The following is a 14,400-nucleotide window of genomic DNA, read 5'->3' on the forward strand; positions in this document are numbered from 1 at the left end:
TTAGGTTTAATTTTGGTTAAATCCGCTTTCGTCCATGTAAAATACTTCCCAAGAATGTCCGTCGATATCCAGAAAACTCCAACCATACATGAAACCATGATCAATGGCTTCGTTAAAAGGCTTTCCGCCAACATCCAGTGCCCTATTCACGATTTCATCGACTTCTTCCTTACTTTTAACGGAAAGGGCGACGATGGCTTCGGTACTCGCTGCAGAATCCGGGATCTCCTTCTTGGTAAACGTTTTAAAGTAGTCTTCCACCAATAACATGACATATATGGACTCGCTGATAACCATGCATGTCGCATTTTCATTGGTCATTTGCTCGTTAAACTCAAAGCCGACCTTTGTGAAAAATTCTACTGAGGCATCCAAATCTTTAACAGGCAAGTTTACAAAGATCTTTTCTGCTTGAACTCCCATCCAATCACCCTCACTTGATTTATTTGTTCACTCACCTACTATTCGCTGCATTTTTCGATTATCCTGCTTGCAGCAGTGATTGCATTCACATTGAACGGATACAACCTTAGTCACGGGGAACATTCATAATTCACCTACTTAAAGTATTTCAAATATTAAACAGGCTGATTCAATTTTAAAACAACCTGGGAGTTTACCTTAAGAAACTTTCAAGAAGTATATCCCTCTCCCCTTGCTACTTCAACATTGGATCGTGCATAAAAATTGAAATTCGTATACCGGATGGTTTCATAACTAAAACACTTCTTCTCTTTTTTGAAATAAAAATTATATAATTCCATGCTTTACTAAAATTAATTACTTTTAAGGAGGCATGCATATGAAAATTAGTATTAAAACATGAAGTATCCGGAAAATTTTCTGATTTCAGTTGTTTTACCAGGATTGATCCCAATCATTTCGTCCTCCAATAGCCATGCCCTATTATGCAAGTAGCGCAATCCTCGTTTTGCAAATGCAACACAAGTTCAAAAAATAGATGGGAAACAACATTACCCTATGGGATAGGTGGTTCATAAATGGTTACCATTCAAACATATATATCAAAAAATAGTTATGATGCCATTGTTAATAAACATTTATTTGCTAATGAAGATTTTATCCCAATCCATCACTCAAGCGCTAACCAACTGGGAAATCAACAGTTATTTACTTCAAAAGGAACTTCCTTATACGGCACAGTCATTATATCTTATCAAAATCAATTTCTCTCGAGCTTTTATGATTGGGATGAGGTTGATGGTATTTGGTTTTCAATTTTACAGGCAATGTATGATTGTTTAAATACCGATATTGGCAACTTCGGCTTTTCTGAACGCTCTATGGGTTGGCAAATGCACAGGCTAAAAGAAAAGAATCCTGCTATATTATTCACATGGTACCATGGTTTAGTTAACAAAGAATGGAATGATATTCCTAAGAAATCCACACTAAGATTCCCTGAAAATGTGCTATTGAATAATTTAATAGAAAAGGGAACCAAGTACTTAAGATTTAGAAATGCTCTATATGATAGCGGTCCAAGCCAAAATATTAACCAGTTAATTAACGATCTTAAATCATTTAATAGTGATTTAGGACATGTGCAATTGGATTAGTACACTGTGCTGAAGTCTTGCAGCTATATTAAAACAGTCCTTGCCGGCACTCGCCAGCAAGGACTGCTTTTCATGTACTAGAAGGCACCTGAAGTCTAATGGCCTTTTCTTGTTATTTCAAATAAACACTCATAATCTGTGTTTCTTTAATTTTTGCCTGGGTACTATTTGTTTTTTCCAGTTTTTCAACTAGCTCGCCATTCGTGATAACGATCGGAGTTACGATGCTTGGAGCTTTTGATTTTAGAAAATCGATATCAAATGTAACTAGCTTGTCTCCTGCTTTTACATTTTGCCCTTCTGCAACGTGGACTTCAAATCCCTCACCATTAAGGTTAACTGTTTCCAATCCAATATGAATCAACAATTCTATGCCATGCTTTGTGCGTAGGCCTAGCGCATGTTTAGTATGAAAAACCTGGATTACTTCTGCATCGATTGGAGATACGACCAACCCCTCCTCAGGAAGAATTGCTATTCCGTCCCCCATCATTTTACCGGAAAACACCGGATCTGGAACATCTTCAATATTTATTACTTGTCCATTAATAGGAGCAAGCAGTTGTTCCACACTCTCTTTTTTACCGAATAATTTTTTGAACATAATATTTCCACCTTTCCCTTTCGTTCTTGAATCTCACAATCAATAGTTAAATATTTGGTGAATTCCGATAATAGTTTTTGTTATTTTTTCTTTTTCAATTTACCTTCTGCTTTCTTTTTATTCTGTTCCACTCTAAATTTAACCATCTCGGTTATTAATTCATAAGGAATTGGCTTGTTTAGCGGAAACTGAACGGCCCCTTTTGAACATTTATATTCAGATAAAGCAGATTCAAAAGCAGAGATCGCGCTTGGAGTTGGATAGAATCCTATATGTTTTTTATAGGCAGCGAAATGCACCAGATTTCCATATAAAACAAAGGTAGGCATTTGATAGCTTATCTTTTCTTCTGCATCCGGTGCTGCATCCTTTATGACTTTTCTTAACGTTTTTAATATTTCCTGAACTTCTTCGGGAAATTGTATAATGTATTCATCAATTGAATGAAATGTATTGGTACCCTCCATCTTTTCTCCCTTCTTAAATCCAAACTACAATACTCTTATTATAACATTCTCCCCCACCAATCCATGGATTGAGTCCCTTTTGCATTTCGCTAACCTATATTTTTAAAAACTCTTCCATTCTATTCATTACACCTTCTAGCATGATAATCGTCCTTGAGGTATCGAAAGGTTCAATATCCAATGAATGATTTGCATGTGGGATTTTATCCATGCTTATATTCGTTTTATTTTCAATCGCTTGAATTTTAGCTGGAATATAATGATGATCTTTTTCTCCTATAACTATATGTGCTGAATGATTACTGCTCAATAATCCTTCAAAAACCGAACCGAACTTCAATAGCGGCGTGAGCAATATCACTTTGGCATTCATAAACCGCTCACTTTTCATGATTCCATTGATGATGGGTATGGTGCCAAGTGATTTGCCTAGAAATACTGTTCCTTTATATTCATGATTTTGAAGTACCTCCGTAATGACGGGATTGATATCATTAACGATCACTTTGGTGATATCTACCAATGGATGCTTGAAAATATCCTGGTCGTAAGCGTAATGAATATGTACGACATCATACTGATTTTGAAGCATGATCATCGTCGAATAATAGAATAACGGCTTCTCATACGTGTACCCCGCACCTGAAAACATAAAACAAACTGCTGGATTTCCGTTTTCAATATGTGTGTATGTAATTTCTTTTTCAATACTATTTATTTTTCTTTGGTTAACCTCCATGATAGATTCCTCCCCTTCTATCGTTTGCTTTTATATTCATTAGCTACCTGCTGAATTCCTCCTCGATCGATACTATCTAGCTAGATTCCAAGAATTAGGTTTCGTTTTTTATCAGGAATAGGTATACTTTAGCTATCAACCTATTTTATGGAAATTACTCTGATGATCGATCAATCCAGCCTTGAAGGAGAGTGTGTAATGAAAATCAAAGCGTTATGTTTCATTCTTGTCCTGCTAGTCACTGGTTCCATGAGTACGATTCATGCAAGTGCAAACGATCAAAAGGTGAAAAAACTGGATATCGGGGAGTCTTTCGATGGTGCGGAAGGTACAATGGTTCTCCAAAACTTAAAAAATGATAAAGTGTTCATCTATGATAAACAGAGAAGTAAGGTACGCTACACTCCAGAATCGACATTTAAAGTGGCGAATGCATTAATCGGCTTACAGACAAAGGCGGTAAGCGATGAATATGAAGTGAAGCGGTGGGATGGTGTAATCAGGGAATTTGAGGATTGGAACAGAGATCATACGCTGGCTTCAGCCATGAGGCATTCAGTGATCTGGTATTATCAAGCAATGGCCCGCGATATCGGGGCGGAGGATATGCAGCAATATGTGAACCTGATAGATTATGGCAATCATGATATCTCCGGGGGGATCGACCAGTTTTGGCTCGACAGCAGCATTAGGATTTCTGCCCGGGAACAAGTCCAATTCATCGAAAACCTTGTAGAAGAAAAACTGCCTATCGATAAGCAGCATATGAGAATCGTTAAGAGAATCATGATCAATGAAGAAGCAGACTCATATGTCCTCCATGGAAAAACCGGGACACGCCTTTCTGATATGGGATTGGGCTGGTATGTGGGTTACATCGAAACGGACAAAGGAAAATGGGCCTTCGCAACGAACATCGACGGCAGCGGCAGCAAAGCCAAAACGATTACACTGGATGCCCTGAAAGAGTTGGATATCATAGAAGAATAAAAGTTCACGCATGCTCTTAATTCTTGGGCATGCGTTTTGCTTTGTCTAAAAAGATATTTAAAACCATTTTAATACCTACAAATAATCAAGTTGGATTGAATGCTCTGAAGCCTTTTTTTGGTTTGTCCAATCAAAAAAAAGAAAATTTTCATCTAATATAGTATTGATAATATAGAAAGGGGGATTAATAGTGAAATTAACCGAAATCAAGAAATCTTATGATGTAATCATTCCTTGTGGCAGTGCTTGCACTCCCACTTTGAACCTAAGAAGACTTGGTTTAAGAAGATTCTCTTTGCCTCTTGACTGGGTCTATACTGAGTCATTTGCAGAAGTGGCCAGGCTGTATAAAAATCAGTTCAAGGAATATATGGAATTGAAGAATTTGACTTTAGTAGATGGTTCCGGTACTTATTTTGATGATGACGTGGATATAAATGCTGTAAATACCTATTTGGTCAGAGATAACCATTATAAAGTTACTTCAGTTCACGATTTCCCCATCCTGCCTGATAAAGAATGGTTTGAAACATATCCTTATTTCAAAGAAAATTTAAATAAAAGAATTGCAAGATTCAATGAAACGATTAACAATAGTGATTCAATCCTATTTGTAAGATGGTCAACAAAATATGACCAAGCCTATTTGTTTCACCAAGAAATGCAGGACATGTTAAAAGAAAAAGAATTTAATGTATTAATATTAGTCCCCTCGGATGATGCTACAAGTATTTCTGAATTAGAATGGAACCTGGAAAATGTTTGTGTTTTAGAAGTTCCTAACCGAATTTGGGATGAGGCCATTTGGGATCATGTTTATAGTGGCATACAATTGAATAGTCTGGATTAACCACTGAGCTAATAACGCTAATGTGTTAACTATTTCAAATTGGACGATTTTAGTTATTGTCTTAAATTTTTCATCGGGTCATCAACGCCTTTTCGCATCCTTATTTAGTTTTTTAAAGCAAATATCGTTTAGGCAATCATAAATCACATTAATCGCTCTTGGTGATGGTGAATTAATTAAAAAAGTTTAAGAGAAAGGCATCTGCCAAAAGCGGATGCCTTTCTCTTCTTTAGGAGTCAAGTTAATCCTATCTCCCGTTTTCTTTTCTGTTTTAATAACGCTGGCTTTTGAACTTGCTGTGAGAGTGCGGTACATTCAGCAAATGAAAACTGTTTACACCCTTTACAACGATTCTCATCCAGTTTGGATAAAGCCATATTAATGGCATCACCCGTACTGGAAAAGAACTGCTCTTCACCAACCAGTTTAGTAAAACCGGTTTTTTCGAGCATTTCTTTAGGTTCCTGTTGAATACCGGAAATCAACACTTGTAGTTTGTGGGACTTGAATCGCTTCACAATGTCTGTGAGAAGTGCTTCTCCCGAAGTATCAATGAATGACACATTGCTCATTCTTAATAGAAGGACTTTTGGTTTAGAACGCATCATATCTTCGATTTCTTCTTGCAGCCTTTCGATTGAACCAAAGAATAAAGGTCCTTCTATCGTATAAATGTTAATCTGCGGGCAGCTTGAACCTTGTTGCACCATTTCTGGTTTAACTAATTTATCAGCTGGATCTGGTAATACCTTTGATAATTTCAATGTACCGCTCATCAGTTTAACGAACGACAGGATGGCTAATAGTAATCCGATCCCTACACCTGTTGTCAGGTCAATCAATACGGTTAACACGAAGGTAACGATCAATACGACCGAGTCCATGGTTTTTGCTTTTAAGATATGCGAAAATTCTTTGCGTTCGCTCATGTTCCAGGCGACAAACATAAGAATGGGGGCCATGCTGGCCAAAGGAATGGCCGAAGCATAAGGAGCCAAACTGACTAACACGAGCAATACCACCAGCCCATGAATCACGCCTGATATGGGGGAGACAGCACCGTTTTTAATATTCGTTGCGGTACGGGCGATGGCACCTGTAGCCGGAATGCCTCCAAATAAAGGCGTAATCATATTGGTCAATCCTTGTCCCATCAGCTCTTTATTGCTGTTATGTTTACTGTTGGTCATGCCGTCTGCAACCACAGCGGATAATAGTGATTCAATTCCTCCTAGCATGGCAATGACCAAAGCAGCCGGAAGGAGTTCAATCACCAAACCGCCAGTGATCTGGGGAAACTGAAACTGGGGCAATGCATTAGGAATGGCGCCATAGGCCGATCCAATTGTCGCTACCTGACCTGGAAAGAATAAGCTGGCGACTAGAGTTGATACAATCAATCCCAGCAATGCTCCAGGGATTTTCGGTAAATATTTTGGAGTTAATATGACGAGAGTTAAACTTATGATAGCTACCAGTACACTATAGATATTCACTGTATTGAAGTTCAATAAGATTTCCTTCATATTTAAAAGAAAGGCTTCTTCTTTTTTTAAGTTACTGAGTCCAAAGAAATTGGCAATCTGGCCAGAGAAGATAATCACAGCAATTCCAGCAGTAAAGCCGATCGTAACTGGACGGGGAATAAACTTGATGAATCTTCCCAGTTTGAGGACACCCATAAGAAATATCATGATACCTGCCAGGAAGCCGGCGATTAACAGTTTTTCATATCCGTACTGCATGACCACACCTAACAAGACCGGGACAAAGGCCCCAGTCGGGCCTGCAATTTGATATTTCGATCCACCAAAAAGGGAGACCATGATTCCTGCAATAATTGATGTGTACAGTCCATATTCCGGTCTTACTCCGGAAGCAATGGCAAAAGCCATCGCTAAAGGAATTGCTACTATCCCAACTACGACCCCTGCAACCAGGTCTTTCTGAAAATGGCCTAAGTTATACCCTTCAAGCCTGCTAGAACTCATCATTTTATCGCTCCTTCTTTTATTGAATTTGTATTTCTTCCTTGCTGACAACGTTTCTATATCCATCTATGATTCGATCCAATTTACCCGTTTCGGGATGGATGACCATACCGTGAACGGCGATTGAATCCGGTAATAATGGATGATTTTTGATCAAACGGACACTATTCGTTACACTCTCCTCAACGCATTGAAAACCTGTCAGCCACTTTGATAAATCAATACCAGAGTTTGTTAGGATATCAATTTGCTCCTGAGTGACTTTCTTCTCCTTTGCAGCATCAAGAAGTGAAGTGGATTGAAGCCCCACCATACCGCATCCGTGATGTCCGATCACACACACTTCCTCCACTTTTAGCTCATAAACAGCGACAAGGATACTGCGCATAATGCTGCCAAAGGGATGAGAAACAATAGCTCCAGCGTTTTTAATGATTTTCGCATCTCCATTTCTTAACCCCATCGCCTTTGGAAGCAATTCCAACAGACGGGTGTCCATGCATGTTATGATGACAATCTTTTTATCTGGATACTTTGTCGTTTGAAACTCTTTATATTTGTTTTGTTCGACAAACGTCTTGTTGTAATCCAGAATGCTAGAAATGACTGACATTATTTATTCTCCTTTCTCGTGTTGAAATATGATGGATATGTTCTATGTACAATAATCCAGATGCCTTTCATAAACGGTCTTATTTGGCTCTGTTTTATCACTTGGTGCTTTATTCCATGTTAGAGATATTAAATTAGAGTTAAATGATAGAAGGATTAGAAAATGGTGAGAATTATTACAGTTCCTTCTCTTTTTTTTTGCATTTTTCTTACTAAAAAAAGGGTGATGCATAGTTAACTATGCATCACCCTTTTTTATGTTTTATACAATTATTATTCGTGGCCATCTCTATCATCCACTTCATCATCTTCCCATGTGATTGTTTTTACTTCTTTTGTGTAGCCGTCCACTTGGACGACTGCGTCTCGATCGTCCTCTAATTCAACTTCGACCAAATAATAAGGTGTCTGATCTGAAGGTTGATAAAATTCTGTATCGTCACCTGTTCCTTTTACATGTTTTTCGGCAATTGCGATTGCTTCGTTTTCTGTAATGATACTATCTGCTACCATTGTCGAGTCAATTATAGCTCCTGTATATGGGTCGAGAATTAATGTGATTTTTTCATTGTTCTTATTTACCACTGCTTTATAATGGGAGTTGTCTTTCTCCTGCACAAAATCAATTTGTTCCAGATCGCCTTGTGAGGAAATACGCGCCTTTATTTCATTTTGGGTTAGTTGCTTTTGGGGTGTTTTTTCTGCCGTTTCTTCTGCTGCATGACCTATGGTTTCTTTTTTTATAGAACGAACTTCACCGCTTTTCGCATCCATACTAATAAGATATACCCCGGTTTCAAGCTGCATTTCAATCTGATAATCTTCACCTTCAGTTTTCGTTGTCTTTATAATGGTTCCAGGATATTTATCCTTTGCTGTCTGGTTCACTTCTTCTTCCGTCAAGCTTTCCGCGGATAACGATGGAGCCCACCATTGAAATCCGAAGAATAATAGCAGACCAAAAACGAGAGTTGATCCAGCTGTTATCAGCACTTTTCCATTCTTCATCATATCACCCATCCAACGTCATTCTGGCTTAATTAAATAAAAGAGTAACGTTCGTTCCCCTGCCTTCAAGACTATCCATTTCAATCCGCACATCAATTGCATCAGCAATTTCCTTTGCCACGGAAAGCCCTAAACCTGATCCGCCTTGCTTTCGGCTTCTTGCTTCATCTACACGATAAAAGCGATCGAACACTTTTGGCAATTCAGCCTGGGGAATCCCACCCCCTCTGTCTTCGATGCGGATATATGCTTCTCTACTAGTTTGTCCTATATAGACTGAGATTTGCTCGTCACTATACTTTCTTGCATTGTCTAAAAAAATAAACAATAGCTGTTTTAACTTTTGCACGTCCGTAAGTGCTTCAATTGCATCGCCACTATAAATCTCCACTGTTCGATTGTACGCATTTTTATATACTTTCGCTAAGTCTGCCATGATATCGGTCAGATTGACGTTTTCCTTCTCTATATTCCATTTTTCCTGATGCTTTGCTAGCAGGAGCATTTGCTCCGTCATCTCTCTCATTCTAATGGCTTCAGAATGAATGGCCTCTATTGATTCATCAAACAACTCAGGGCGCTCCAAGCCCTTTCTTTTCAAAAGGCTTGCATAGCTTTCAATGACAGTTAGCGGTGTTTTTAATTCATGTGAGGCATTTGATACGAATTGCTCCTGTTTTTCGAAGTTAGCCTGCAGCAAATCAATCATGTGATTAAAGGTTTTCCCCATTTCCACAAGTTCATCTTTTGCCTTTTCTTCCAGGCTAAGTCGCTTAAATTGGCCGCTTGTTTGAATCTCCTTCATCGTATCAATCATCGATCGAATCGGACGGGCGATGAAGTTACTAAGAATAGTGCTTGATATCAGAACAGGTATCATGGCAATGATGGTTACAGCGATTAATACGATGCGCAGAACAGCGAGCATTTCCTCGGTTGCTGAAATGCTTTTGGTGATTTGAAGATTAACTACACTTCCATCCCCCAAAATGATCGGGTTTGAAACGAATACATACTTGTTCTGATGATAAGTGATGATCGCACTCCTCTCACCGGGATAAAAGCTGCTATTGCGATTGCTTAATTGTTTTTCAGAATTGGATGTAACAGCTGTGCCTTTTCGTTGACCCTCTTTTACAATACCAATCATGCCATCTATAGGCAGATAGGATCGAAGTAAATCACTTGGAGATATATTATTGACATTTTCACTAACATCAAAGGCAATTTTCTCTGTCTCCGCTTTCGCACGATTAAGTTCGTTCACCATCATCAGATTACTGAAAACAAAATAAATGGAAACATTCATCAATAGGAGCAGGAAAATGAATAGCACCGCTGTATATAAATTTATTTTTTTGCGAAGTCTCATTTTGCATCCTTCAGGACGTAGCCAACGCCTCTTACAGTATGGATAAGCGGCGTATCAAAGCCATATTCGAGCTTTTTGCGAACATATCGGATATACACATCCACCACGTTTGTTTCTCCATAGAAATCATACCCCCAAACCGCTTCGAGAATTTGATCCCTGTTTAGCACTTGACGCTTATTCTTCAGTAAATAAAGAAGTAAATCATACTCCTTTGGCGTTAGGTCAATTTCGCTTTCACCTCTAATGACTTCACGTGTTTTGACATTCACCTTTAAATCAGCAGTATTCAGCCATCCATCGTATTCATCTTCCATTGAAGGTGCAGCAGTCCGCATTCTTAAAACCGCACGAATTCGGGCAAGCAATTCCTCAATTTGGAAAGGTTTAGTGATGTAGTCATTCGCACCGCGATCAAGACCGGAAACTTTATCTTCAACCGAGCCCTTTGCAGTTAACAGGATGACAGGGGTGAAATTGTTTTTCGTACGAATTTTCCGAAGCAGCTCAATCCCGCTTATGCCTGGAAGCATCACATCCAATAAGATCAAATCCCACTTTCGTGATCGATACGCTTCAAGGGCTTCCTTTCCGTCCATTGCCTTTCCGACTTGGTAGCCTTCGATTTCAAGCTCCAATTCAAGCAATCTTAAGATTTTTTCTTCGTCCTCTACGATTAGTATTGATTCTTTACTCATTTGGAAGACCTCCTTTTGGGTGGGACTGTCCCCATTTTGTATCAATTCATTTTCAAATTAAATGGATTGGATTATCGGTAAGTATACCTGTTCGTTCAATAAGAAAAAGGCTGCCTCAGCAACCTTCTTTAAAGGAAACTTTCATCAGGTGTAAAAATCCGAACAACATAGCCGCCATCATTTTTTGAATCAGACAAGATAAAGGCAGTTTCGGAAAAATAATCTCTTTGGCTATTAAACTTCCCCTCGTGTACTTTTTTGTTATTTTTACGAATGTACAAATTATTGCATGTAAAATTCCAAAAATAAAGACGCTATTGACCCAGTTTTCTCCATAAAAAAAAGAGCTGCCAGAGCAACTCTCATGTTAAAAGCCCTATTTACTTTAAGTATTTTCCACCCCTTAATTTACACGTCTTCACCTAAATTTATATAAGGTATACCGAAGTTATTAAAGAAAAATTCAAGAGAAAAAGGAGGCGTATTCTATATTTTTCTCAGTAAATATAAGAGATATGGAGTGCCTATTAGTGCAACGACAAGTCCAGAAGGAATTTCTTTAGGGGCTAAAACAATTCTTCCTATAAGATCAGCCGAAGTTAAAAGGATTCCTCCAAGAAAAAGACTGACTGGAATAACCTTTCCATGTTCAAATCCAACCATTCTCCTAGCTGCATGAGGTGCTAGTAAACCTATAAACCCGACTGTTCCTACAATAGATACACTGACTGCCCCCATACAAACTCCTAACATAATAGCTAAAAGCCTCGTCATAATAATATTTACTCCCAGTCCCTCAGCAACTTCATCTCCAAAGGAAATCACATCAAATTTTTTAATGAATAAAATGCTCAAAGGAATCGTAATGAGAGCGACAATGCCAGCAAGTTTCAATTCTTCCCAGCCCTTGGCATAGGTGCTTCCCGCTAGCCATGCTAGGGCAGGGGCTACGCCAATATTCGCTTTAACAATTAATATTTGTATAATGGCTGAACCAAATGCAGAAACCGCTACCCCCATTAACGCAAGTAGGATCGGCTGCCATTGAGTTTTCCATGACAGAATTAAAATGATAGTGATTGAAATACTTGAACCAATCATAGCCGCAATAGGAAGAAATTGTATAGAAACAGCAGGAAATAACACTAGGAAAATTAATGCCCCAGCTCCACCACCAGAAGTGATCCCTAAAACTGAAGGATCAGCTAGAGGATTTCTTAATACAGCTTGTATGAATAATCCACTTGTCGCTAATAGCATCCCAACTAGAAAAGCAGTCAATATCCGCGGAATACGGAATTGCATAACAAACGGTGAGTTAAATGACTTATCAAGCCAGTCTTGAAATGTAAAAAAACTTCCTGCTCCATATGAAACTGAAACTAATATAATCATAATGGTCAATCCAAATAATCCAAACAAGATCCAGCGATATGATATCGGGAGAAGTGAACTGCCGAGACGGCTTTCTCCCCTTGTTTGTCTTTTGCCAGTTTTATAGGCTAAATACATTAACCAAGGGGCACCAATTAAAGCCGTCATGGCCCCAACCGGAATTTCTTGTCCGGGTTGAATCCACATTGCTAATACATCTGCAGCTACAAGAAGGTTGGCTCCCCATAAGAAAGAATGAAGTATTAACAACTTGTGCCCTTGTATCCCCATTAACCGAACTAAATGTGGTGCCATTAAACCGATAAAGCCGATGGGACCGACAACACTAACGGTCACAGCAGAAAGTAAAATAGCCTTGAACCAGGCAAATGCCTTTACACGGTTTACCGATTGTCCTAACGAGGTGGCCAAGTCATCCCCAAGGGATAGGAGATCAAGTGACTTTCCTAGAACTAAAGCTATAATCAAGCCAATCAAAATGAAAAATATTGAAAATTTCACACCAGACCAATCTAGTTGTATAAGAGTTCCAGATCCCCATAAAAACAATCCATTTGTTTCATTTTCAAAAAGGAGCTGTACAGCTCCTGTAATAGAAGAAAAAAGTAAGGCAACAATCATTCCTGTAAGAGCGACACGAACTGGCTCCATAACTCTTCCTACTAAAGCTATCAACAGAACAGCAGATAACCCTGCACCGAGAAAGGAAATTACAAAGGGATAATCCCCTATATATTGTGGAAAAAAGACCATAGCGATAACAGTGAGCAAGTAGGCTCCCGAATTAATTCCTAAAGTGCTGGGGGAAGCAAGAGGGTTCTTCGTTAATGTTTGTAAAAGTACACCAGCAACTGCTAATGCTCCCCCGGAAAGTATACCGATAATGACCCTGGGAAGCCTTAGCCCTAGTACTATATTCTGAACGTTTCCTTCATACCAAACCTCTGTCATCAATGTTCGTATCGTATAATCTGCTTGGCCTTGATATAAATGTAAGATACTTAGAACAAACAATAGAAGGAGGCCCCCAATGAAAAGCCAAGGGGAACTCTTTTTTATTGAACTTGCCATTTTATTCTTCCACCAATGCGTTTTCAATTTGATCTACGAGTACTTTTGCAGATAGCGGGCCCCCGAATAACCAAGTATCTTCCCCTAATGAATAAGTACGATCTTCTTTAACGAACGCTATGTTTTTCCAAACGTCATTATCCTTTAATTGGTTTTCAAATATATTATCATTATCTTGAACGACATAAATGAAGTTGGCTTCTTCTAAGGCAGGAAGTGCCTCCACATTGACTGTAGAGAAACCATATACTTCAAAGTTTTCATTTTGATAAGCGTTTTGTAACCCTACCTTCTCCAAAATAACTGATGCCATTGAGTTTGGTGTAAATACCCGAAGAACAGGTACTTGATTCGAGCTATAAGCCTGAGTTAACACAAATTGATTTGTTTTTAATTTTTCTGCTTGGATTTTCTCTTTTGTTTCTTTATATTTTTCATTTAATTCATTTAAAATGACATCAGCTTGATCTTCCTTTTGAACTGCTTTTGCAATTGTTTTGAAGGTTGTTACCATTTCATCGTATTGGCTAATGGATTCATCTTGTGGATAAGGTTCAAAGAATATAGTAGGGGCAATTGATTCCAACTCTTTTTTAATTCCCTCATGACGAAACTTTGTTGTAATTATTAGATCCGGTTCCAACTGAGCGATAGCCTCAAGATTCGGTTCTTGTCTGGTGCCCACATCTGTTACATCAGTTGATAGCTCTTCATCGATTTGTACCCATTTGTTATACCCTTCTATATCTGTAACACCGACAGGCTGTATATCAAGAGCTAACAAGTCTTCTACGTATGTCCATTCTAAAACAACAATTTTTTTCGGTTTTGCGTGTAGTTCCGTGTTTCCTAATACATGCTTAATCGTTACTGGTTCATTTTCATTGGATGTTTGCCCATCAGGAGTTGTCCCATCCATTTGTGATTGGTTACAAGCTGCCAAGATAGTTGCAAATGTTACTAACAACAGCACCCTGAATAATTTCTTCATAATTCATTCCCCCGATTTTTTCAAGAATAGTA

The 14,400-nt window shown here is 38.5% G+C and carries 14 protein-coding genes; 3 read left to right on the forward strand and 11 right to left on the reverse strand.

The genetic code is table 11. The annotated features are described in order from the left end of the window. Positions 1 to 6: 6 nt before the first annotated feature. Entirely contained in the window at positions 7 to 423 is a 417-nt protein-coding gene (locus tag ACSR9O_RS17220) for a VOC family protein (protein WP_101223282.1), read from the reverse strand. 578 nt (positions 424 to 1,001) lie between these two features. Here ACSR9O_RS17220 and ACSR9O_RS17225 point away from each other — a divergent pair. Continuing rightward, positions 1,002 to 1,580, forward strand: a complete 579-nt coding sequence (locus ACSR9O_RS17225) for a hypothetical protein (RefSeq protein WP_491724800.1) — start codon at positions 1,002 to 1,004, stop codon at positions 1,578 to 1,580. Positions 1,581 to 1,692: 112 nt separating this feature from the next. Here ACSR9O_RS17225 and ACSR9O_RS17230 read toward each other — a convergent pair whose 3' ends face one another. The 3 genes from ACSR9O_RS17230 to ACSR9O_RS17240 all read right to left on the reverse strand — a co-directional run bounded on the left by ACSR9O_RS17230 (position 1,693) and on the right by ACSR9O_RS17240 (position 3,390). Beyond that, positions 1,693 to 2,184, reverse strand: a complete 492-nt coding sequence (locus ACSR9O_RS17230) for a PTS sugar transporter subunit IIA (protein ID WP_101223285.1) — start codon at positions 2,182 to 2,184, stop codon at positions 1,693 to 1,695. Between the two features lie 80 nt (positions 2,185 to 2,264). Next, complete coding sequence (locus ACSR9O_RS17235) at positions 2,265 to 2,651, reverse strand: iron chaperone (RefSeq protein ID WP_101223286.1); 387 nt, start codon at positions 2,649 to 2,651, stop codon at positions 2,265 to 2,267. A gap of 94 nt (positions 2,652 to 2,745) precedes the next feature. Then, positions 2,746 to 3,390, reverse strand: coding sequence for an alpha/beta hydrolase (locus ACSR9O_RS17240; protein ID WP_491724801.1), 645 nt, complete (start codon positions 3,388 to 3,390; stop codon positions 2,746 to 2,748). Between the two features lie 198 nt (positions 3,391 to 3,588). Between ACSR9O_RS17240 and blaOXA the strand changes: the two genes are divergently transcribed. Both blaOXA and ACSR9O_RS17250 read left to right on the forward strand, forming a co-directional pair. After that, on the forward strand, positions 3,589 to 4,380 hold the full coding sequence (blaOXA, locus tag ACSR9O_RS17245; RefSeq protein WP_491724802.1) for a class D beta-lactamase: 792 nt from the start codon (positions 3,589 to 3,591) through the stop codon (positions 4,378 to 4,380). A 190-nt stretch (positions 4,381 to 4,570) separates the two neighbouring features. Further along, entirely contained in the window at positions 4,571 to 5,230 is a 660-nt protein-coding gene (locus tag ACSR9O_RS17250; protein WP_491724803.1) for a DUF1796 family putative cysteine peptidase, read from the forward strand. Between the two features lie 236 nt (positions 5,231 to 5,466). On the opposite strand, the gene ACSR9O_RS17255 is transcribed toward ACSR9O_RS17250, so the two are convergent. The 7 genes from ACSR9O_RS17255 to ACSR9O_RS17285 all read right to left on the reverse strand — a co-directional run bounded on the left by ACSR9O_RS17255 (position 5,467) and on the right by ACSR9O_RS17285 (position 14,368). Continuing rightward, positions 5,467 to 7,224: a SulP family inorganic anion transporter gene (locus tag ACSR9O_RS17255; protein WP_260358583.1), complete on the reverse strand. Its 1,758-nt coding sequence runs from the start codon at positions 7,222 to 7,224 to the stop codon at positions 5,467 to 5,469. 16 nt (positions 7,225 to 7,240) lie between these two features. Then, a complete protein-coding gene (locus ACSR9O_RS17260) occupies positions 7,241 to 7,834 on the reverse strand; it encodes a beta-class carbonic anhydrase (RefSeq protein WP_101223292.1) in 594 nt (197 codons plus the stop codon). A gap of 272 nt (positions 7,835 to 8,106) precedes the next feature. After that, positions 8,107 to 8,841, reverse strand: coding sequence for a PepSY domain-containing protein (locus ACSR9O_RS17265; protein ID WP_491724804.1), 735 nt, complete (start codon positions 8,839 to 8,841; stop codon positions 8,107 to 8,109). A gap of 28 nt (positions 8,842 to 8,869) precedes the next feature. Continuing rightward, positions 8,870 to 10,213, reverse strand: a complete 1,344-nt coding sequence (locus tag ACSR9O_RS17270) for a sensor histidine kinase (protein ID WP_491724805.1) — start codon at positions 10,211 to 10,213, stop codon at positions 8,870 to 8,872. Further along, positions 10,210 to 10,911: a response regulator transcription factor gene (locus tag ACSR9O_RS17275; RefSeq protein ID WP_101223295.1), complete on the reverse strand. Its 702-nt coding sequence runs from the start codon at positions 10,909 to 10,911 to the stop codon at positions 10,210 to 10,212. Before ACSR9O_RS17275 ends, ACSR9O_RS17270 begins: the two co-directional genes overlap by 4 nt. Positions 10,912 to 11,397: 486 nt before the next feature. Beyond that, positions 11,398 to 13,377: a Fe(3+)-hydroxamate ABC transporter permease FhuB gene (gene fhuB, locus ACSR9O_RS17280; RefSeq protein ID WP_491724806.1), complete on the reverse strand. Its 1,980-nt coding sequence runs from the start codon at positions 13,375 to 13,377 to the stop codon at positions 11,398 to 11,400. Position 13,378: 1 nt separating this feature from the next. Continuing rightward, positions 13,379 to 14,368, reverse strand: coding sequence for an ABC transporter substrate-binding protein (locus tag ACSR9O_RS17285; protein WP_101223297.1), 990 nt, complete (start codon positions 14,366 to 14,368; stop codon positions 13,379 to 13,381). Positions 14,369 to 14,400 lie beyond the last annotated feature (32 nt).

This window comes from Peribacillus sp. B65, assembly GCF_058513295.1.

Excerpts from the sequence above, each read along its gene's own strand:
- ACSR9O_RS17220 (WP_101223282.1), bottom strand. The coding sequence starts at position 423 with ATGGGAGTTCAAGCAGAAAAGATCTTTGTAAACTTGCCTGTTAAAGAT.
- ACSR9O_RS17225 (WP_491724800.1), top strand. The coding sequence starts at position 1,002 with ATGGTTACCATTCAAACATATATATCAAAAAATAGTTATGATGCCATT.
- ACSR9O_RS17230 (WP_101223285.1), bottom strand. The coding sequence starts at position 2,184 with ATGTTCAAAAAATTATTCGGTAAAAAAGAGAGTGTGGAACAACTGCTT.
- ACSR9O_RS17235 (WP_101223286.1), bottom strand. The coding sequence starts at position 2,651 with ATGGAGGGTACCAATACATTTCATTCAATTGATGAATACATTATACAA.
- ACSR9O_RS17240 (WP_491724801.1), bottom strand. The coding sequence starts at position 3,390 with ATGGAGGTTAACCAAAGAAAAATAAATAGTATTGAAAAAGAAATTACA.
- blaOXA (WP_491724802.1), top strand. The coding sequence starts at position 3,589 with ATGAAAATCAAAGCGTTATGTTTCATTCTTGTCCTGCTAGTCACTGGT.
- ACSR9O_RS17255 (WP_260358583.1), bottom strand. The coding sequence starts at position 7,224 with ATGATGAGTTCTAGCAGGCTTGAAGGGTATAACTTAGGCCATTTTCAG.
- ACSR9O_RS17260 (WP_101223292.1), bottom strand. The coding sequence starts at position 7,834 with ATGTCAGTCATTTCTAGCATTCTGGATTACAACAAGACGTTTGTCGAA.
- ACSR9O_RS17265 (WP_491724804.1), bottom strand. The coding sequence starts at position 8,841 with ATGAAGAATGGAAAAGTGCTGATAACAGCTGGATCAACTCTCGTTTTT.
- ACSR9O_RS17270 (WP_491724805.1), bottom strand. The coding sequence starts at position 10,213 with ATGAGACTTCGCAAAAAAATAAATTTATATACAGCGGTGCTATTCATT.
- ACSR9O_RS17275 (WP_101223295.1), bottom strand. The coding sequence starts at position 10,911 with ATGAGTAAAGAATCAATACTAATCGTAGAGGACGAAGAAAAAATCTTA.
- fhuB (WP_491724806.1), bottom strand. The coding sequence starts at position 13,377 with ATGGCAAGTTCAATAAAAAAGAGTTCCCCTTGGCTTTTCATTGGGGGC.
- ACSR9O_RS17285 (WP_101223297.1), bottom strand. The coding sequence starts at position 14,368 with ATGAAGAAATTATTCAGGGTGCTGTTGTTAGTAACATTTGCAACTATC.